Genomic DNA, 19,921 nt, shown 5'->3' with positions numbered 1-19,921 from the left:
GGTAACAGAGAAGGAGATTCTAGTATGGTATATTGGCTATTATTACTTGTTACAATTATTTTTGAAGTAGCTGGAACAATCGCAATGAAACTATCAAATGGTTTAACAAAGCTCGTTCCAAGTGTACTTATTTTCGTATTTTATGGAATTTGTTTCAGCGTGTTTGCTATCGTCGTTAAAAAGATTCATTTAAGTATTGCTTATGCCATTTGGTCTGGCGTTGGAACGTTACTTATTACAATCATTAGTGTTTACTTTTTTAAAGAGCATATTAGCTTATTCCAAGCATTTTGTATTCTCTTTATTGTTTTGGGTGTCATTGGGCTTAAGGTTTCATCGGCATCATGAAAGCTATCTTTTGTAGAAGATAGCTTTTTTCTATTTGTGCAGTTAGCAATTAATACGACAAAATATGACAAGAAAGAGTAAAGCGTTTTGTTATGATACATATGAAATATTGTCTTATGTGGGGGAAAGAGTATGTTAAAAAAGGTGAGTCAAATTGTTTTAATTTTTGGCATAGCTTTTAGTTTAAGTGCTTGCACTGAGACTAAAGATAGTAATGAAAGTAAACAAGAAGATGTTCAAGATAAAGTGTATAAAATAGGGGAGACAGTAGACGTAGATGGTTTGCAAGTAACTATCGATTCAGTTGAATTAGGATATCCGGATTATGATGAGGATAAAAAGAAAGAAGAGATTTTGGGGGTTATTTTCAAAGTGGAAAATAATAGTAAAAAGGAAATACCTTTTGCATTTTATGAATTTGAGATTACCGATAAGAAAGGTACAAGATTTAAAGAATATAATAACCCTGATAGCTTTATTAGTAAAAAGTTAGCACCAGATGAAAAAATTCAAGATATCATGCTATTTGATGTAGCGAAAGAAAATACGTATATCGCTACGTATAGACCGGAGTTTACGCGTGAAAATAGAACGATAAAATTTGAATTGAAACCAAATAAATAAAAAACACATTGGATTATCCAATGTGTTTCTTATGGTAATTAATTTAAAACGCCCAGTTACCTTTACGGAAGATAGGCTCATGTCTGCCGTCAGCTGTAATACCGTCAATATCAAGCTCAGCTGATCCAATCATGAAGTCGTTGTGTGTGATACTAGCGTTTGCGCCGTTTTCAGCAAGTTCTTCTTTAGACATTGTTTTTCCGCCAACTAAGTTAAATGCATAAGCATTTCCGATTGCAAGGTGGCAAGATGCATTTTCGTCAAATAGTGTATTGTAGAATAAAACATTTGTGTTTGAAATTGGTGAGTCATGAGGTACTAAAGCTACTTCTCCTAAGAAGTGAGACCCTTCATCTGTTTCTACTAAATGTTTTAAAGCTTCTTCACCAGCTTCAGCTTTATAGTCTACGATACGTCCGTTTTCAAATGTTAACGTGAAATTATCGATAATATTACCTGCAAATACTAACGGTTTTGTACTAGAAACTTGGCCGTTTACACCTGTTTTAAGTGGCATTGTAAATACTTCTTCAGTTGGAATATTAGCCATAAATGGTACGTTCTTTTCATTTAAGCTACCAGCACCAGCCCATACATGTTTTTCTGGAAGTTCGATTGTTAAATCTGTTCCAGGACCTGTATAGTGAAGAGCTTTATAATGCTTTTCGTTTAAGTAATCCACTTTTGTATGTAATGTTTCATCATGTTCTTTCCATGCTTCTACAGGATTTTCTAAATCAGCACGAGTAGCTTTGAAAATAGCATCCCATAACTTTGCTTCTTGTTCTTCTGGCGCTACGTCAGGGAATACTTTCGCAGCCCATTCTTTCGTAGGAACAGAAATTACACACCAGCTTACTTTATCGGCTTGTACGTAATCACGGTATACTTTCATCGCTTCTCCAGCTACTTTATGAGCTGTTGCGATACGTGTTGCTTCTACACCTTTTAATAAATCAGGGTTTTCTGCATAGATAGACATAAATGCAGCGCCTTCTTTTGCTAATTCTTCACGAGCATGTGCTTTCCAAGAAGGGAATTCAGAGAAAGCTTCTTCAGGAGCTAGATCGAACTTTAAGCGTGTTAACGTCTCATCATTCCAATCCACATATACGTGTTTTGCACCAGATTTATATGCTTTCTCTGTAACGAGGCGTACAAATTGTACAGCTTTAAGAGGTGCACTAATTGATAAAGTTTGTCCAGGTTGAATATTAACACCAACATTAACTGCAAGAGCAGCATATTTCTCTAACGTTTGTTCAAATGACATATGTATAATCTCCTTTAATTTGAAAGATTTCTTACTATATATAATACAAGAAAATTCTAAAAATATATATAAATATAAAGTAAAAAGAGAGCTCAAAATGTATTGAGCTCTTACATTTACTTAATTGAAGAAGCAAACTGCTCTACAGTCGTTGTATGGTGTATACGAACGCGCTTCATCTTTAACAATTCATCAGGTTCACCCTTCGTAATGAATTGCCCAGGTTTTGTCGTTGTCGCAAATTGATAATACTTCTTCGTTTCTGCAACAACCTTATCATCTACATGACCGAATGGATAAGCAATCGCGATAACAGGCTTACCTGTTATTTTTTCTAGCTTTTCTTTTGAACCTTTTAACTCTTCCTCATAGTTTGTAATTTTCGGTAAGTCTGCATGTGTTGCAGTATGAGATTGTACTGAGAAAATGCCGGAATCAACCATTTCTTTTATTTCAGAAGTAGAAAGGGCACCTTCTACATCAACGTTATCAACAATCATATATTCTGTTGCTGCCGGTTTAAAAGTATCATCTTTTAGCTTTTGTAAAACGCGAAATGCATTCATATTATTTTTCATACCGTCATCAAATGTAACGAAAATCGGTTTATTTACTTTATTTATATCGCCCCAGCGTTCAAACGTTAACAGCGTATAACCATTGTCCTTTAAATGTTTCATTTGTGCTTCAAAGTTAGCTGGTGAGACGAATAAGTCTTTAATACCTTGACCATGATAATCATCAATTGCGTGATACATAAGAACAGGAACCTTTTGTTCGAAAGTAATAGTAGATTTCGTAAGCGGGATTGTTTTCCCATCTTCTTTCATTCCTGTTGCTTCAATTTGGAACTCACCGCGTTTTCCTTCAAATTCCTTTATATCAAAAGGAAGTGTGAATTGTTTCTCTTTTTCTTTAGAAGAAAAAGATTTAGCACGTTCCTTGCCATCAGCTGTGCGCCAAATTTTATATTGTACTTCATTTAAAGAATCTTTTATGTCTGTAATATGAATACTTGTGTTTGTAGATTCGTGTGTAACTGCATTATATGAGATTTTACCTTGTTTTTGCACAGTCTCTTCTTGTTTCTTAATCCCTTGAGCCGTTTTCTCTTTTTTAGGTTCTGGACTTACATTGTTAGTATTACAGCCTGCTAGAATGGCAGACGTACATAAAGCAATTGCTGCGTATTTCCTCATGAAAATCACCTTCTATTGTGTAGTATGTTGCATATTGACATTAAAATCCCCACCGCTATAAGAGTGGTGGGGATATACCCTTGTTCATCATATCATTTGAAGAAAATGAGGGGAATATGATTTTTAGGAGGCTATTAAGGTAATAGATTAGTGACTTTGAATAGATGTATTTTTTTGTTTCTTATTAGAATTAATAATAATATAACCGACTACAAAGATAAGAGGAATAATGAAGACATAGATAGGCATTCCCCATACATAATAGCTTTTCAGCGTTAAGACTAGTAAATGTAAGAAATCGAAAATTGCGTGGGCTTTCATAATATCCTCCAATGGTTTTTTGAAAATTATAACATTTTAAACTTGTTATTTGTATAATTTGGAAAGTGATTTAAGCTAATTTTAAAGTAAGAAGAAGACTTATTAATATGCAATTTTGCATACAGGTATGGATTTTATTAAAATATAAAGATTTTATACTATAATAAAAACCGCTATAAAACTAAGTAAGAATAATGTATGGAGTGGAGAATAGAAATGAAATATAAAAAAATAATATATATCTTTTTCATATCGCTATTTATAGTTGGTTGTCAAAGTGAAGTGAGTAAAGCGAATAGTGTGGAAGAGTATATTCCATCGCATCTTATGAATGCGGAAGTGACGGCGGATATTATGACACTAGAATTTCCTTATGAGATAAAAGAGAAATTAGAGAAAATAGGAAATAAAATGAGCGATAGTATTACAAATAATTTAGATTGGTATTTGAAGTATGCCGAAGAAGAAATTATACCGAAAAAAACGTTTCCTTATCATCAAAACTTAGGTATTACAAAAGAAGAATATGATTTTATGATAGATAAAATGAATAATGCAGAATATGTAAATACCAAAGACGGAAAACTCTTTTTTAAACAGAAAGATCATGAAATTCAAATTCTCTCTGATGAAAATTTGAAGCTAATTAAAAATATTCGAATTGATACAGAGAAGAATATAATTAAAACTCCTTTAGGAGAATGCGAATATGAAGGTGAAATAAAGGCGTCGGATGAACAAAAAGCTACTGGTCCATGGAGTGGGAAGATGTGGACTTTAAAAAGCGATGGATTACTTTATCATTTTTCATTAGGAAAGTTAAAAAACATAAACAAATCTATCATTTACATTTCAATAAAAGGTATATATAAAGATAGGATTATCAATACAGAAGAAGCAGTTGAATTTCACTCGATTTCATAAAGAATCAAAAAAATCACCTTACTCGTTAAAGTAAGGTGATTTTTTATTAAATAAACAATCCAGCGATTGTCGCAGATAAAATAGAAGCAAGTGTTGATGCAAATAGCATTTTCCAACCAAATTTAGAAACAACGCTTCCTTGTTTTTCAGAAAGGGCACGGATTGTACCAACGATTGCACCAATTTGGCTAATACTTGCGAAGCTAATTAAGAATACTGTAACGATTCCAACTGTACGTGGAGCTAATGTTGTAGCTGTGTCTTTTAAATCAAGGATTGCTACAAACTCATTTAAAACAATCTTTGTACCCATAATACCACCGGCTGGGATAATATCTTGAGTTGGAATACCCATTAAGAATGCGAATGGAGAAAGTATATAACCGAAGATTTGTTGTAAAGTAACAGCATGTCCCATTGCGCCTGAAGCTGCACTAATTACGTAGTTTACAACTTCCATTACACCGATAAAGGCGATCATTAATGCGGCAACGATACCAGCTACTTTTAAACCATCAAGCGCACCGTTAATCATTGCGCCGATAAAGCTGTCTCCGAATAGAGTTCTATCAAATTTTTGAATCACTTCATCTTCTTTTTTCGTATCAACTGGTGTTAATAACGAACAAACGATTAAGCTTGAGAATAAGTTTAGCGGAAGAGCTGCTAGTACGTATTTTGCATCTAACATCATTACGTATGATGCTGTAACAGAAGCAGAAACGGAGCTCATCGCAGAACAACAAATGATAAACATACGATTCTTATTGAAATGCTGTAAATCGTTTTTAATAACGATTAACGCTTCACTTGAACCGAAGAATACAGAGTTTACTGCGTGGAATGATTCAACGCGTGGTAAACCAGTAATTTTTGAAATAGCACCGCCGACAACGCGAACGATGAATGGTAAAACACCTAAATAACTAAAGATTGAAAGTAGTGCTGAGAAAAATACGATAATTAATAATACGTTTAAGAAAAAGACAAAATCTCTGTGAATTCCATTAAAGAGAAAATCGACACCTGTCGTACCAAGTTTAATTAGTTTGTTGAAAACTTTACTAATGAAAATAATGATTTGTTGACCAACCTTTGTAGCAAACATAAACCAACCGATTAAAATTTGGAAACCAATCATAATTGCAATTGCACGGAAGTTGATTTTACTTTTGTTGTTTGACAAAGCAAAACATAAACCTAACACGGCAAGAATACCGATAATGCTCATTACATATTGCATGTAGTTGCCCCTTTCAGAAGTTCGTATAAAGTTTGTACATAAAACGCTCGTTATATTACTAAAAATAAAAGAACGAGGTTTTATGTCATACGTAAGATGTCTGACCTTTTAGAAAAATAAAAATAAAAAAAGACCCATATGGATTCACTTTCATCTATGAGAGAAAGCTAATCAATATGAGTCCTTTTTTGCGCATAGGCTAATATTCATTAGTTTTCCCCATAGTCCAGCAATTTAAGGTTGCCGGGTAGAAACTCTCGATCCATATTATCAAGTATATATGAGGTAACATCGTCCGTATTAAATTAGTAGTAGCGTAACATTAACAGAGAAGTATCGTCAATAGCTTTTTTTCTTCCAATAGAAAAAGACCATATAAGTATGATAAAATGTAACGCAGTGTTATGAAAAAGAGAGGTCGGAAAATGAGTACTAAAATGACGCCACCAGTTGAGAAAAACGAGTTTATAGATGTAGTATTTGAAGATTTAACACATGATGGTGCCGGTGTTGCGAAAGTAAAGGGCTATCCTATTTTCGTTAAAAACGGATTACCAGGTGAAGAAGCGCAAATTAAAATTATTAAAGTGAAGAAAAACTTTGCATTTGGTCGTTTAATGAAGCTTCATACAGAAAGTCCATATCGTAAAGATGCTGAATGCCCAGTATATAATCAGTGCGGCGGTTGTCAGCTTCAGCACTTAACTTATGAAGGACAATTACAAGCGAAAGAAAAACAAGTACGTGACGTTATGCAGCGTATTGGAGGACTAGGTGATGTTCCTGTTCATCCTGTACTTGGCATGAAGAACCCGTGGGTATACCGCAATAAAGCACAAGTACCAATCGGAGAACGTGAAGGTGGGCTTGTAGCTGGTTTCTATCGCCAAGGAACGCATGACATCATTAATATGGAATCATGCTTAATTCAGGCAGAAGAAAACGATACATTAATCCAAGAAGTAAAACGTATTTGTGAAAAGCACGGTATCATTGCGTACAACGAAGAGCGTAACAAAGGAACACTTCGTCACGTAATGGCTCGTTACGGACAAGTAACAGGGGAAATTATGCTTGTCTTCATTACACGTACAGCAGAATTGCCGAACAAAAAAGCAATCATTGAAGAAATTGCAGCGAAATTCCCAGAAGTAAAATCAATTGTTCAAAACGTAAATACGAAGCGTACGAATGTAATTTTCGGAGACAAAACGACAGTACTGTACGGATCAGAATATATTTATGACTTTATCGGTGACATTAAATTTGCGATTTCAGCACGTTCATTCTATCAAGTAAACCCAGAACAAACGAAAGTGCTATACGATAAAACGTTAGAATACGCAAAATTAAATGGTAACGAAACAGTAATCGATGCCTATTGCGGAATCGGATCAATCTCGTTATTCCTAGCGCAAAAAGCGAAAAAAGTGTACGGCGTTGAAATCGTCCCAGAAGCAATCGAAGACGCAAACCGAAACGCAGCACTAAACAACATGACAAACGCTGAATTTGGCGTAGGAGAAGCAGAAGTAGTCATTCCAAAATGGTACAAAGAAGGCGTAATCGCCGACACAATGGTCGTAGACCCACCGCGTAAAGGCTGTGACGAAGCATTACTAAACACAATCATCGACATGAAGCCAAACCGCGTCGTATACGTATCGTGTAACCCAGCAACATTAGCACGTGATTTAAAAGTACTAGAAGAAGGCGGATATAAAACACAGGAAGTACAACCTGTTGATATGTTCCCGCATACGACTCATGTGGAGTGTGTGGCTTGGCTTAAGTTAGTATAATAGGAAAGCAGTTGATATAGGAAAAATCTATACCACCTGCTTTTTGGTTTACAAAAATACCATTCATAAGCGATTTTAGTTAAAATAAATATTGCTGATTTTCACAAATTATAAATTGAGATTTTGAAATTGTATTCATAGTGAGAGGATTTGAATTTGAAATGATAGATAATTTTTGGCGTGAATTACCACGACCATTTTTCGTACTTGCACCAATGGAAGATGTGACAGACGTTGTTTTCCGTCACGTAGTAAGTGAAGCAGGTCGTCCGGACGTATTCTTCACAGAGTTTACAAACTCGGATAGCTATTGTCATCCAGAAGGTATGAAAAGTGTACGTGGCCGTTTAATTTTTACAGAAGACGAACAACCGATGGTAGCACATATTTGGGGAGATAATCCTGAATACTTCCGTCAAATGAGTATCGGTATGGCAGAGCTAGGATTTAAAGGTATCGATATTAACATGGGTTGCCCAGTTCCGAACGTTGCATCAAGAGGAAAAGGTAGTGGCCTTATTCTACGTCCAGACGTTGCAGCAGAACTTATCCAAGCAGCAAAAGCGGGCGGACTACCTGTCAGCGTAAAAACAAGACTTGGCTTTAAAGAGTTAAGCGAGTGGGAAGATTGGTTAACGCACATTTTCAAACAAGATATTGCAAACCTTTCTATTCATTTACGCACAAGAGAAGAAATGAGCCAAGTAGATGCGCATTGGGAACTAATTCCGGAAATAAAAAAATTACGTGACCGCATTGCACCAAATACGTTAATAACAATCAATGGAGACATCCTTGATCGTAAAATGGGGCTGGAACTTGCTGAAAAATACGGCATTGATGGCGTAATGATCGGACGAGGAATCTTCAAAAATCCATTTGCTTTTGAAAAAGAGCCAAGAGAGCATAGCAGTAAAGAACATCTAGATCTTTTAAGACTACAGCTGGATTTACAAGATCAATATGCAGAAGTACTGCCACGCTCAATCACAGGGCTTCATCGCTTCTTCAAAATTTATGTAAAAGGCTTCCCTGGAGCTGCTGAATTGAGAAATCAATTGATGAGTACGAAATCTACTGATGAGGTGCGTGCTTTGTTGGATAGGTTTGAGGATAGTGTTGGTGTGGCTCAGGATAGTGAGACGGTTTAACTTTTAAGCAGTTAAATCATTTCATATGTAGTGTATGACATGAGTGAGTTGAAAATAAGCGTAGAGCTGGAAAAGAACAGTGTATTTGAGAAATCAAAGCACTGTTTTTTTCTTTTAGTTAATGTTAAGAGAGAAATCTTTTTAAAGGCATATAAAAAACACGTAAGAGCTCTGTAGATACAATGATAGAGAAAAGTTCGGGTAAGACTATAAAACATATCTTTAAAATGTTAAAGTATTAATTTAGCGGACAATAACTAAAAGGTTAGATTTAAACATGATAATTTAAAGCACGTTATAGGATAAACTTTAACTGCTGAATAAATAATCAACATTTCAGGAGGAAACCCAATGGCAATGAGCAACAACGATATATTAAAAAGAGTAAGATATGCTTTAGATATAAGAGATATAGATATGGTAGAAATCTTTAAACTAGGTGGCGTAGAAGTAACGAAAGAAGACGTAGTTGATATGCTTACAAAAATAAAGAGAGCTCCTCAGCATGAAGCTGAAGATGCGGATGTAATCGAAGATGAGTACGTAAAAACATGCGATATGATGATGTTAGAGGCATTTTTAAATGGATTTATTACTTTAAAAAGAGGAAAGCAAGATCCGAAACCAGGGCAGCCGGCACCTGTACAGAGTAAGGAGAGTGCCAATAACCTTCTTCTAAAGAAAATGAAAATCGCACTATCTTTAACGAGTGAGGATGTACTTGATATATTAGATAGCGTAGGCGTTACGGTAACAAAAGGAGAGTTAGGCGCTCTATTAAGAAAAAAAGGTCATAAAAATTACAAAGAGTGCGGCGATAGATACGCAAGGAATTTCATTAAGGGATTAGGTGTAAAGTATAGAGGATAATGAGTTCGTTAAAGCAGTAAATGATATAATAGGTAGAGTAGGACGTTCGTATCCTACTCTTTTTTATTTGTAAAAATACTATGCTAGGTGATGAAATGGTACATACATATTTAGGTGAGACAATTAATTTTCATATAACTTATAAGAAGAAAAAGTCCGTGCGTCTTTTTGTGGATTCGTATGGAAATGTGGAAGTGCAGGCTCCGAAAGGGACACCTGTTGAATACTTAGTCCAGTTGCTAGAGGAAAAGTGGGATTGGATTCAGACAACTCGTAAGGAAATGGCGGAGCGAGCGCGTGGACCACAGGAAAAGGATTACGATCAAGGAGAAGGCTTTTTGTATTTAGGGAATACGTATCCGATACAGATTTCCCAAGATGTAAGTATTGAGCAAGACAATGCGATTTTTGAAGGGGATAAGTTACATATTTATGTAAAAGAGCTAAAGGATGAGAAAATACAGCAAGCTTTAAAACGATTTTATTATAAGCAGTGTAAAACTTTAGTAGAGAAGAGTATTAAAGCGCATCAAAGTAACTTTAAAACAAAACCACGTTCTATTCGTATTACAGATAGTAGTCGTACTTGGGGTACTTGCGATTCGAATTTACAACTAACATTCAATTGGAAGCTAGCAATGGCACCACAGCGAGTAATTGACTATGTAGTTGTTCATGAAATGTGTCATATGGTTCATTTAAATCATGATCGATCTTTTTGGCGTCTTGTCGGGAAGATAATGCCTGATTATAAAGAAATGGAGAATTGGTTAGCGTTATCTAGTTGGAAGATGACGGTTTAGTAGGAGTTCCCAACCCGAGGTATTGTGTAAATAAATATTATTATTCGAATCATATAGAATTATTAATTTTCAGTGCAGTGTGATATTATCAAAAATATAAATGGATTAAAATGGAATATTATTGTGGTGGGAGTGAGAAAGTGCAAACAAATAATGTGAAATCAGTCCTTGAAGCGTGGCGTTTGATAGAGTCATTAAATCCAAGTGAAGTTCCTGGTAAGGAAGAAAGAATAAAAAAGAGTTATTTTAAAGATAATCAAGATAGAAATAGAACAAAATTAATACAACTTGAGGAATACCCTTGGGAAGAAAATCAATTGAAAGATGATGAGAACTATAAAGTGCAATATCAGTACTATATGTCTTGTTTTGAACATTATAAATTAGTTGATTTTATAAGGGGAATTTTAAAAAATAGTGACGAGGTTATTAATAAAGATTATAAAATATTATTTGGTTTTTCTTTTTCTGTAGATGATGAAGGGAACTATATTACAGGTTCAGTATTTGTTCCTTTGCTTATGTATGTAATGAAAAGGATGATACAGAATAGGGGGAATTATCATAATAATCTTCTTGTTCAATTTGACGGTCAATTAAAGTTGTTTGAAGAAGAGATAAAAAATACTTTTATTAATGGAGTAACAAGCGAGACCTTAATCAAAGTTCAGCAAATTTACCAACGTTATTTTTATCAAGTAGAAGATAAAAACATACATTATTTGGAATTGAGGGTAATTAAAGCGGATAAGGAAGTTCCTATTCAAAATTTTAATAGTTTTTATTTAAGAGATTTGGTTAATATACTGGAAAAAGGGGAAAATGAAGCGCTTCGTCAGTTTATTCAGGGAGTGAATACTGAAAAACGTATAGATATAAATGAGAATCGGGAATATATCGAAACTATTTTACAACCTATCCATATACCCGATGGACGTTGGCCATCACCTGTAGAACATAGATTATCATTGATGCAGCAAGTAGCTGTTAACCAGATTTTAAATAGCAATCAACAAATTAGTTCTGTTAATGGGCCACCAGGAACAGGTAAAACTACATTGTTAAAAGATATTTTTGCAAATATTGTAGTTGAAAGGGCAAAGGAAATAATAAAGTTTAAAGATCCTACCCAAGCATTTCAAAAAGAAGAAACAATTAAGGTGGACGACTATTATTATCCAATATATATACTGGCTCCTATTTTAAGCAAATATTCAATGGTAGTTGCATCAAGTAATAACGGGGCTGTTGAAAATATTTCAAAGGATTTGCCAAAAGAAAAGGAAGTAATACGTATATCTAATGAAAAGGAATCGACTCATTATGATGCTTTATATGCTCAAGAGGCAAGTGAACTAGAGATGTATTCATCAGTAGCGCAAGATCTTTTAGGAGATGAGATAAAAACATGGGGTCTATTTTCAGGAGTTCTTGGGAAGTCAAAAAATATTTATAATTTTGGTCAAGCTTTATATAAATCAAAAGAAAATGGAAAAGGGTTTATACAACAACTAGAAGAAGAGAGCAAAATCATAACATTAGAAAACTGGGAAAATGCGGTTAAAGATTTTCAAAATGTTTTCGAATCGATACGTAAGAAAAAAGAAAAACTTCAAAAATTCTCTAATAATTATAAAGGGAATTTATCTTTGAGTGACTCATTAGAAAAAAAGAAAGAACAAATCTTTATATTTGAAGAAGAAAAAACAAAGATAGATAACAGATGTGAGTATTTAGAAGTACAAAGAAAGCTGACAGAGCAACAAATTCAAATGGTACCGAAGCTATCTTTTTTTAAAAGGCTTTTGGGTAAGAAAAATGTTAAAAAACTGGAGTTCGAAAAGGAATTAAATGATATTATTTCTGAATTAAAGGGAAAACAGGAAGAAGCTTATTTAAAAGGGGAACAAATAAAAGATAATAAGAAAATAATAGAGAAAATAAAGGTAGAGAATTCTATTTTTATAGAGCAACAAAATTATTATAAAGAACAAGGTATAGTACTACCGAGTGAAGAGTATTGGTCAAATTCAAAAGAGGCATATGAATATCGTCAACTAAATACAATTTGGCTTACTGATGAATTGAACTTTGAAAGAGGCTTGCTGTTTTTAAAGGCTATGAAAATTCATAAGTTACTACTTGCGTTCAATTTTAAAGCGATTAAATCTACTATACGTTTACTTAATAATCGCACAAAGTTAAATTTGAATGATGAGGAGAATAAAAGGTATTTAAAAAATATTTGGGAAACAATTCATTTAATTACTCCTTTAATCAGTACGACTTTTGCAAGTTTTAGTTCTATGTATAAAGGTATAGGAAAGGATAGCATTAATTATTTATTTATAGATGAAGCAGGACAGGCAAGTCCGCAACAGGCAGCTGGTGCTATATGGAGAGCAAAGAATGTAATAGTAGTTGGGGACCCTATTCAAATTGAGCCAGTTGTCACAATCGACCAAACAATTTTAGGGGATATTAGAAAATATTTTAGTATAGAGAATAAATATATTGATATGGGAAGTTCTGTTCAAACATTGGCAGATTTAGCAAATCCATATGGTACATTTAATAATTCTAGACAATGGATTGGAACACCATTATGGGTTCATAGAAGGTGTTTAGATCCAATGTTTACAATAGCTAATGAAATAGCTTACGAAAATAAAATGGTATTAGCTCAAAAAGAGCGAGGAAAGAGTGTGTGGTTTGACTGTAAAGGTTTGACCACAGACCGCCAATTTGTAGAGCAACAAGGAAAATTAGTAATAGAGCATATTGTGCACCTATGGACAAATATTTCAAAACCGCCAAATGTATATATAATTTCTCCTTTTACTGCAGTCAAGGATAGTATGAAACAAGAGTTGGAAAGTAAATTGAAGAATATGAACATCCCTCGTACGTTAATTAAAAATTTCTTGAAAAATTCTATAGGTACTGTTCATACATTTCAAGGAAAGGAAGCAGATGTTGTTTATTTTATAACTGGCACAGATATGAATAGCGATAGTGCGGCTAATTGGTCATGTTCGAAGCCTAATTTGTTAAATGTTGCAGTTACAAGAGCCAAAAAGGAATTTTATGTAGTAGGTGATTATAAACGATTTTCTCAGAAACCGTATTATAAATCTATAGTAGATAATGTAGATAAGGTTCAGAGGGAAAATATCCATTCAATGAATAAGTAAAATTATTTATTGAATGGATACATTAAAACAAATGACCAATGAGAAGTAAGATGCATTGGTCATTTGTTTTTTATAATAGGTGATTATTTGGAGAATTTAACGAAAAAAGTATTATTTAGTTTTACCATCTCATACCCACGATACCCCTCCGAAAGCAACGCCTGCTGTCCACCAGCATCACTCATCGGAACGCTCGTAACATCCGTCCAATCGCTTTCTTTATCTCCGCGCAATTTCTTCACAAAAACATACCGCAGACTACCACCATACTTCTCCTTCAATGCAGCAATCTCCATCCCTTGCGCAAACTTATCCTTCAAGCTCGGAATGTTAAAAGGAGCAACGGTGCAGCATACATAATCGTATTTGCTATCTTCTTTTTGCAATTCGTCCATGATGACGTTTGCTAATATTTTTTGCATACCATTTCCTCGGCAGTTCGGATGAACGTTTGAGATTTCTTGATAGATGACGCGATGTAGTTCGCTTTCTGCTATGCCAATATCAAGCCCTAAATGTTCATCATCGATAGGCGGGACGAGTAGAGCGCGAAATGCGATGAGTTCGTTTTCGATAAAAGCACCGATCATCATGCCGTTTCCTTCTAGAATGTATTGAAATTCTTCTTGTGAGAGTGGTTGTAAACGACTTTTATCTTCTAGTGCTTCAACTACAATGTTTTGTAGTGATAAAATTTGTTCGATGTGCTCTAGTGATAGTAATGTAACGTGAAATGATTCGTTATTTTGTTTTAATGTTCCTTCGTATAGAGCCGTCATATGATAGTCCTCCTTTAGCGTACAACGTCTTGAAAGACGGTTAGTTCTTGTAGTGTATCTTCGTCTATTTCAATGCCGAGTCCGGGCTTTTCGTTTAAGCGAATGAATGGTACATCGTAATGTAAGTTTCCAATGTCTTTCGTGAATTTTAATGGTCCTGTTAGCTCTACGCTCGTAATGATTTTTTTTGAGAAAGCGACATGGAATCCTGCGGAAGAGGCAACAGATGATTCGACCATTGATCCCACTTGGCATTCAATACCGGCCATTTCAGCTTGATGAGCGAGCTTTACAGCTGGATATATGCCGCCGCATTTCATTAATTTTATATTCACTTTATCAGCAGCTTCTAATTTAATAATTTGGCGCATTTCACGAGAACTTTTTAGTCCTTCATCAATCATAAGCGGGAGGTCTGTCTTAGAACGGATATGAGCCATGGCATCAATATCGTCCGCGATAACAGGTTGTTCAATCCAGTCAATGTTTAAATGTCCTAATGAACGAAGTGCTGTTAATGTGTTTGCGCTATTTTTCCAGCCTTGGTTTACATCAACGCGAATAGCGATGTCATTTCCTACACGTTCTCGTACAGCTTCAATACGTTTTACATCTTCTTTTACATTTGTACCAACTTTCATTTTGAAAGATTGGTAATCTTTTTGAATCATAGAAGCAGCTTCTTCAGCCATGTTTTCTGGATCGGCAATACTTAAAACGTGAGTGACAGGGAATTCTTCATGGTAGCGCCCGCCAATTAATTGATATACAGGTTGATTTAGTTTTTTGCCCATTATATCAAAACAAGCAATATCAATTGCGGCTTTCGCTGTTGGAACACCGTAAATTGTATTGTCCATCATGTCGTGTATTTTTTCGATATTCATTGGATTTTTCCCAATTAGAGCAGGGGCTAGCGTATGTTTTAAAGTATGGAAAGTACTTTCCCATGATTCACCTGTGACGTGATCATCAGCAACGCCTTCACCGTAACCGATAATACCTTCATCTGTTTCCATTTTGACGATAATAGAGGGCATATCAGAATAAGAACCATAACTAATAACAAACGGATTGCGAAGCGGTAAACGAATTGCGTAAAGATGAATAGCTGTAATTTTCATTGAATAGAGACCCCTTCCTGTTTACAATAGTTTTATACATTTGATATAGTTGACGTTAAATAGTCGTTAATTAATGATAAGGAGTTAGAGAAAATGATGATAAAAATTGCAGTTGTCGGTTCAAAGGAGTTTATGGAGAACCTTTTTCCTATTGCTCAAAAATTAGAGGGAATAGAAATTGATCCATATATTTACCTTCATCCGACGGAATCTTCTGAACTATTAAAGTGTCTAAAGCCTTGTGATGTCATCTTTTTCTCAGGTGCTTTACCTTATTATATGGCAAAAGAAATAAGAGAACAATTACGAATTCCAAGTACATACTTACAGCAAGACGAGACAACTGTCGCATCTTCAATTCTTTCTATCATGTATCATCAAAGTATTCAACCACATAACATTTCCATCGATTTAGTAGACCGCTCGTTTATTACAAATGTGTTCCATGATATCGGTATAAAAGAAAGTCCGCAAGTGTTGGATTATGAAAATATGCTGTGGAGTAAAGATGAGATAAATAGAGTTATTGATTTTCATGTAGCTAAATATCAATCTGGAGAGGCTCATTTAGCTTTAACTAGTATTCACGCTGTTTACGATGAGCTTCAAAAAATAGGTGTTCCTTCAGAGCGTATGATTGATCCAACACAGTCCATTATACATGGGCTAAAAGATGCGAAAATAAAAGCTGAGTTAGCAAAAAGCTATTCAGCTACTGTTGGTGCTTGTATTATTTCTTCCTTAGAATTACGAACGAGTTTGCTTGAAAAACTAGATGTCATTTCAAAAGAACTACGTGGTTCATTTAAACAAGTGGATGAAATGACATGCATTTTGTATACAACTCGTGGTGATATCGAATCAATTATTAAAACAAATGCGATAAATAACTTGTTTGCGAGCGTAGAAGGAACGATAGCAATTGGATTTGGTTATGGAAAAAACGTGAAAGAAGCGGAGCAAAATGCAAAAATCGCTCAAAGTTTTGCAAAGAATAATCCAATAGATCGTTGTTTTTATATACTAACAAGTGATAAAGATTTGTTTGGTCCGTTCCCGAAAGAACAGAGAGTACAAAGTTTGAAAAATGATAATCCGGAACTAATGAAAATAGCGAAGGAAACAAAGCTTAGTCCGGCCAACTTGTCAAAAATCATTCAATTTAGTCAATCGCACTCGTCATTGAAGTTTACAGCAGCTGACCTTTCTGAGTACTTACAAGTAACTCGAAGATCGACAGAAAGGTTGTTAAAGAAATTAGTTGATTACGGGTATGCTCATATTTGCGGCGAGGAAATGCCCTATCAACAAGGGCGACCTCGCGCACTATATGAACTGAATTTACCGCTATTTTTAAGCTTCTAGTTGAGCTTTTTGTTTCTTTAGTAGTTCTGCTTTTTCAATGTCTGATAGTTTTACAATTGTGAAGCCTGTTATACCATAAATGATTGAGATAATAGGTACGATGAAATTCAAAATAGCATAAGGAGCATATTCAAATGCACCTACGCCAAGTGTTGCGAGAATAAATACACCGCACGTATTCCAAGGAACGAAGACAGAAGTTAATGTTCCACCATCTTCTAATGCTCTGGATAAGTTTTTTGAATGTAGTCCTTTTTCCGTGTATGCATTTGCGTACATTCTTGAAGGGACAACAATTGAAATATATTGTTCAGAGCAAGTAAGGTTTGTTGCAAAACAAGATGCGATAGTAGAAGCGATAAGCCCTTTTGCTGATTTCGCTAACTTTAAAATTTGATTTACAATTGAGCGAAGAATACCTGTATGTTCTAATACTCCTCCGAAAGTCATAGCGACAATTGTCATAGAGACTGTATTCATCATCGAATCTAAGCCACCGCGGTTAAATAGTTCGTCTACTAGCTTGTTTCCAGTGTCTATAACAAATCCAGCTTGGAGTGCACCGACAGATGCTGAGACAGAACCACCTTGAATAAAGACTTGTGATAAGAATCCTAAAATAATACCGACGAGAATCGCTGGTATAGCAGGGACTTTTTTAGCGACCAATACCATAACGACTACGGGTATAATGAGTAGGAAAGGCGAGATAACAAAGTTTTGTTGCAATACTTGTAACGTTTGATCGATGCTTTTCGCATCAATATTGTTAGCGCCGAAGCTTCTTCCTAAGACCGCGTAGACGATAAGAGTAATAATTAAACCTGGAACTGTAGTAAATAACATATGACGAATGTGTGCGAATAAATCTGTATTTGTTAATCCTGCGGCTAAGTTAGTTGTATCTGAAAGCGGTGACATTTTATCGCCAAAATAAGAGCCTGAAATAATGGCACCAGCAACCATTGGAGCTGGAATTCCCATACTTAGGCCAATTCCCATTCCAGCAACACCAATTGTTCCCATTGTAGACCAGGAACTACCAATTGCTAATGCAACGATAGAACAAATGACGGTAATGGAAACTAAAAATAGTGATGGAGTTAAAAGTTTTAAACCGTAATAAATCATCGTTGCGACGATTCCACCGCCAATCCAAGCACCAATTGTTAAGCCAACAAGAATAATAATGACGATAGCAGGTAATGCAAGACGAATCCCTTTATACATTGCTTCTTCAAGATCATTCCATTTGTAACCGTAACGCCAAGCGACAATAGAAGCAACGGTTGTACCGATAATAAGTGGAACGTGAGGGGTTTGTTTTAATACAACAATTGTAACCATCATAACTGCAACGGTAATGATAATAGGGATAATCGCTATTCCAAAAGGTATTTCTTTTTTCATAAAGTTCCTCCTTGTTACGTATGTTTGTTTGTATTTTTAGAATTGTCGTAAAATAGACGTTTATTAGGTTATGATAACTAAAAGTTTATGTAAGCGTCAACATGAAAAACAGAAAATAAGGAATGTTCTAGTTGTTTGTTTAGTTTGTAATATAGGTGAGGAGTAAGCTTTTTAAGTATTTAAAAATAAACAATTGACTTTTTTCTTAAAATTCAATATGTTCATAAAAACATCTGTTTTTCATAAGTATAATTAACCCGAATCGTTTGTAATGTGGGAAGGAGACTGGAACGTTGAAAACATTAGAACTACAAGAGCGCTTAACGGAGATTTTTCAGCATTTACACGAAAACCCTGAAGTAAGTTGGAAAGAATATGAAACGACAGCGTATATTACTGACTTTTTAAAAGAAGAAGGAATTTCATATAGAACATTTGATGATTGTCCAGGTGTAATTGCTGAGATTGGAGGCGGGAATCCGGTTATTGCGATTCGTGCTGATATGGATGCACTTTGGCAAGAAGTAAATGGAGAATTTAAAGCGAACCATTCATGTGGCCATGATGCTCATATGACCATTGTAATGGGACTTATTTTACAATTGAAAAATATGAGATGGAAAAGTGGTACGGTTAGATTTATTTTTCAGCCAGCAGAAGAGAAGGGGAATGGTGCTTTGAAGATGGTGGAGAAAGGTGCTGTAGATGATGCTGATTTCTTATTTGGCGTCCATCTAAGACCAATTGAAGAACTATCTTTGAAACAAGCAGCCCCATCTATTCGTCATGGAGCAGCAGGATTTTTAGAGGGTATGATTCATGGGGAGGATGCACACGGGGCAAGACCACATCAAGGTGTGAATGCAATTGATGTCATTTCCATGATTAATATCGGTTTGAAAAATATTTGGCTGCCACCGCAAAGTTCTTATTCAGTAAAAATGACGAGATGCCAAGCTGGTGGTGATAATTTAAATATTATTCCGGGAAATGGTCATTTCAGTTTAGATGTAAGAGCAGAGAGTAATATACTATTAGAAGAATTAAAGAAAAAGATTGAGCATGTCATAGAATCAGCAGCATCGATGGGATCAAAAACTTCATACGAATGGATGGATCTTGCACCAGGAGCGGAGGTTTCTGAAGAAGCAGAGCGCTTTATGCGTAAAGGTATTCTCGAAGCGTATGGGGAAGAGAGATGTACGGGACCGCTCTATACGACGGGAAGCGATGATTTCCATTACTATACAGTCAAAAGACCACATTTAAAAGCTGTCATGCTTGGACTAGGAGCAAACCTACAACCTGGATTACACCATCCGTATATGAGGTTTGATCATAGTTGTATTATGGATGGGGTAGAAATATTGAAACAAACTGTATTGAAAGTGTTAGAAGACAGGGGCTAGAGAGCTCCTGTTTTTTTGTCGTGAATTGTCGGCAAATCGATATATTTGAAAAAACGTTGATATATTTGAAGTTACGATGGAT

Annotated in this window: 17 protein-coding genes and 1 riboswitch; of the genes, 10 read left to right on the top strand and 7 right to left on the bottom strand. The window is 35.1% G+C overall.

What is annotated here, in order from left to right:
• Nucleotides 1–24: 24 nt before the first annotated feature.
• Nucleotides 25–348 carry a multidrug efflux SMR transporter gene (locus tag RT27_RS21910; RefSeq protein ID WP_000263262.1) on the top strand — a complete coding sequence of 108 codons (324 nt, stop codon included), beginning with the start codon at nucleotides 25–27 and terminating at the stop codon, nucleotides 346–348.
• Between the two features lie 132 nt (nucleotides 349–480).
• Nucleotides 481–972 (top strand): DUF4352 domain-containing protein, encoded by a 492-nt coding sequence (locus RT27_RS21905; protein ID WP_043937497.1) that lies wholly within the window; start codon nucleotides 481–483, stop codon nucleotides 970–972.
• 43 nt (nucleotides 973–1,015) lie between these two features.
• Here the strand turns inward: RT27_RS21905 and RT27_RS21900 are convergent, their stop codons facing one another.
• The 3 genes from RT27_RS21900 to RT27_RS35320 form a co-directional block, all read right to left on the bottom strand.
• A complete protein-coding gene (locus RT27_RS21900; RefSeq protein WP_043937496.1) occupies nucleotides 1,016–2,245 on the bottom strand; it encodes an aminopeptidase in 1,230 nt (409 codons plus the stop codon).
• 116 nt (nucleotides 2,246–2,361) lie between these two features.
• Nucleotides 2,362–3,444 carry a polysaccharide deacetylase family protein gene (locus tag RT27_RS21895; protein WP_029441479.1) on the bottom strand — a complete coding sequence of 361 codons (1,083 nt, stop codon included), beginning with the start codon at nucleotides 3,442–3,444 and terminating at the stop codon, nucleotides 2,362–2,364.
• Nucleotides 3,445–3,591: 147 nt separating this feature from the next.
• Nucleotides 3,592–3,765 (bottom strand): hypothetical protein, encoded by a 174-nt coding sequence (locus tag RT27_RS35320; RefSeq protein ID WP_000643592.1) that lies wholly within the window; start codon nucleotides 3,763–3,765, stop codon nucleotides 3,592–3,594.
• 216 nt (nucleotides 3,766–3,981) lie between these two features.
• Between RT27_RS35320 and RT27_RS21890 the strand changes: the two genes are divergently transcribed.
• On the top strand, nucleotides 3,982–4,689 hold the full coding sequence (locus RT27_RS21890) for a hypothetical protein (RefSeq protein WP_043937493.1): 708 nt from the start codon (nucleotides 3,982–3,984) through the stop codon (nucleotides 4,687–4,689).
• 46 nt (nucleotides 4,690–4,735) lie between these two features.
• Here the strand turns inward: RT27_RS21890 and RT27_RS21885 are convergent, their stop codons facing one another.
• A complete protein-coding gene (locus RT27_RS21885) occupies nucleotides 4,736–5,932 on the bottom strand; it encodes a nucleoside transporter C-terminal domain-containing protein (protein ID WP_016083714.1) in 1,197 nt (398 codons plus the stop codon).
• A 202-nt stretch (nucleotides 5,933–6,134) separates the two neighbouring features.
• Nucleotides 6,135–6,236, bottom strand: a riboswitch (purine riboswitch).
• Between the two features lie 121 nt (nucleotides 6,237–6,357).
• On the opposite strand from RT27_RS21885, the gene rlmD reads away from it, so the two are divergent.
• The 5 genes from rlmD to RT27_RS21860 all read left to right on the top strand — a co-directional run bounded on the left by rlmD (nucleotide 6,358) and on the right by RT27_RS21860 (nucleotide 13,752).
• Entirely contained in the window at nucleotides 6,358–7,734 is a 1,377-nt protein-coding gene (gene rlmD / locus RT27_RS21880; RefSeq protein WP_043937492.1) for a 23S rRNA (uracil(1939)-C(5))-methyltransferase RlmD, read from the top strand.
• A 161-nt stretch (nucleotides 7,735–7,895) separates the two neighbouring features.
• Entirely contained in the window at nucleotides 7,896–8,885 is a 990-nt protein-coding gene (locus RT27_RS21875; protein WP_016083712.1) for a tRNA-dihydrouridine synthase, read from the top strand.
• Nucleotides 8,886–9,236: 351 nt separating this feature from the next.
• Nucleotides 9,237–9,755: a DUF1456 family protein gene (locus RT27_RS21870; RefSeq protein WP_029441480.1), complete on the top strand. Its 519-nt coding sequence runs from the start codon at nucleotides 9,237–9,239 to the stop codon at nucleotides 9,753–9,755.
• A gap of 95 nt (nucleotides 9,756–9,850) precedes the next feature.
• The gene (locus RT27_RS21865) at nucleotides 9,851–10,558 is read left to right on the top strand and encodes a SprT family zinc-dependent metalloprotease (RefSeq protein WP_016083710.1); all 708 of its coding nucleotides are present in this window, start codon (nucleotides 9,851–9,853) and stop codon (nucleotides 10,556–10,558) included.
• Between the two features lie 140 nt (nucleotides 10,559–10,698).
• Complete coding sequence (locus RT27_RS21860) at nucleotides 10,699–13,752, top strand: DEAD/DEAH box helicase (protein WP_082044932.1); 3,054 nt, start codon at nucleotides 10,699–10,701, stop codon at nucleotides 13,750–13,752.
• Nucleotides 13,753–13,835: 83 nt separating this feature from the next.
• On the opposite strand, the gene RT27_RS21855 is transcribed toward RT27_RS21860, so the two are convergent.
• The gene (locus RT27_RS21855; RefSeq protein ID WP_043937489.1) at nucleotides 13,836–14,531 is read right to left on the bottom strand and encodes a hypothetical protein; all 696 of its coding nucleotides are present in this window, start codon (nucleotides 14,529–14,531) and stop codon (nucleotides 13,836–13,838) included.
• 14 nt (nucleotides 14,532–14,545) lie between these two features.
• Nucleotides 14,546–15,655, bottom strand: a complete 1,110-nt coding sequence (locus tag RT27_RS21850) for a dipeptide epimerase (RefSeq protein WP_029441482.1) — start codon at nucleotides 15,653–15,655, stop codon at nucleotides 14,546–14,548.
• Between the two features lie 93 nt (nucleotides 15,656–15,748).
• Between RT27_RS21850 and RT27_RS21845 the strand changes: the two genes are divergently transcribed.
• The gene (locus RT27_RS21845; RefSeq protein WP_043937487.1) at nucleotides 15,749–17,020 is read left to right on the top strand and encodes a hypothetical protein; all 1,272 of its coding nucleotides are present in this window, start codon (nucleotides 15,749–15,751) and stop codon (nucleotides 17,018–17,020) included.
• Here the strand turns inward: RT27_RS21845 and nhaC are convergent.
• Complete coding sequence (nhaC, locus tag RT27_RS21840; protein ID WP_000711525.1) at nucleotides 17,009–18,430, bottom strand: Na+/H+ antiporter NhaC; 1,422 nt, start codon at nucleotides 18,428–18,430, stop codon at nucleotides 17,009–17,011. The genes RT27_RS21845 and nhaC overlap by 12 nt on opposite strands.
• 293 nt (nucleotides 18,431–18,723) lie before the next feature.
• On the opposite strand from nhaC, the gene RT27_RS21835 reads away from it, so the two are divergent.
• Nucleotides 18,724–19,839, top strand: coding sequence for a M20 peptidase aminoacylase family protein (locus tag RT27_RS21835; protein WP_043937486.1), 1,116 nt, complete (start codon nucleotides 18,724–18,726; stop codon nucleotides 19,837–19,839).
• The last annotated feature ends 82 nt before the right edge of the window (nucleotides 19,840–19,921 follow it).

It is taken from the genome of Bacillus sp. L_1B0_5, from assembly GCF_000836715.1.
GTDB classification, from domain to species: Bacteria; Bacillota; Bacilli; order Bacillales; family Bacillaceae_G; genus Bacillus_A; species Bacillus_A thuringiensis_S.
The sequence above is the reverse complement of the archived record's forward strand: the minus strand, read 5'-3'. Positions and strand labels throughout refer to the sequence as shown.

Bases quoted from the DNA above. Each gene is read 5' to 3' on its own strand.
- RT27_RS21910 (WP_000263262.1), top strand. From the start codon at position 25: ATGGTATATTGGCTATTATTACTTGTTACAATTATTTTTGAAGTAGCT.
- RT27_RS21905 (WP_043937497.1), top strand. From the start codon at position 481: ATGTTAAAAAAGGTGAGTCAAATTGTTTTAATTTTTGGCATAGCTTTT.
- RT27_RS21900 (WP_043937496.1), bottom strand. From the start codon at position 2,245: ATGTCATTTGAACAAACGTTAGAGAAATATGCTGCTCTTGCAGTTAAT.
- RT27_RS21895 (WP_029441479.1), bottom strand. From the start codon at position 3,444: ATGAGGAAATACGCAGCAATTGCTTTATGTACGTCTGCCATTCTAGCA.
- RT27_RS35320 (WP_000643592.1), bottom strand. From the start codon at position 3,765: ATGAAAGCCCACGCAATTTTCGATTTCTTACATTTACTAGTCTTAACG.
- RT27_RS21890 (WP_043937493.1), top strand. From the start codon at position 3,982: ATGAAATATAAAAAAATAATATATATCTTTTTCATATCGCTATTTATA.
- RT27_RS21885 (WP_016083714.1), bottom strand. From the start codon at position 5,932: ATGCAATATGTAATGAGCATTATCGGTATTCTTGCCGTGTTAGGTTTA.
- rlmD (WP_043937492.1), top strand. From the start codon at position 6,358: ATGAGTACTAAAATGACGCCACCAGTTGAGAAAAACGAGTTTATAGAT.
- RT27_RS21875 (WP_016083712.1), top strand. From the start codon at position 7,896: ATGATAGATAATTTTTGGCGTGAATTACCACGACCATTTTTCGTACTT.
- RT27_RS21870 (WP_029441480.1), top strand. From the start codon at position 9,237: ATGGCAATGAGCAACAACGATATATTAAAAAGAGTAAGATATGCTTTA.
- RT27_RS21865 (WP_016083710.1), top strand. From the start codon at position 9,851: ATGGTACATACATATTTAGGTGAGACAATTAATTTTCATATAACTTAT.
- RT27_RS21855 (WP_043937489.1), bottom strand. From the start codon at position 14,531: ATGACGGCTCTATACGAAGGAACATTAAAACAAAATAACGAATCATTT.
- RT27_RS21850 (WP_029441482.1), bottom strand. From the start codon at position 15,655: ATGAAAATTACAGCTATTCATCTTTACGCAATTCGTTTACCGCTTCGC.
- RT27_RS21845 (WP_043937487.1), top strand. From the start codon at position 15,749: ATGATGATAAAAATTGCAGTTGTCGGTTCAAAGGAGTTTATGGAGAAC.
- nhaC (WP_000711525.1), bottom strand. From the start codon at position 18,430: ATGAAAAAAGAAATACCTTTTGGAATAGCGATTATCCCTATTATCATT.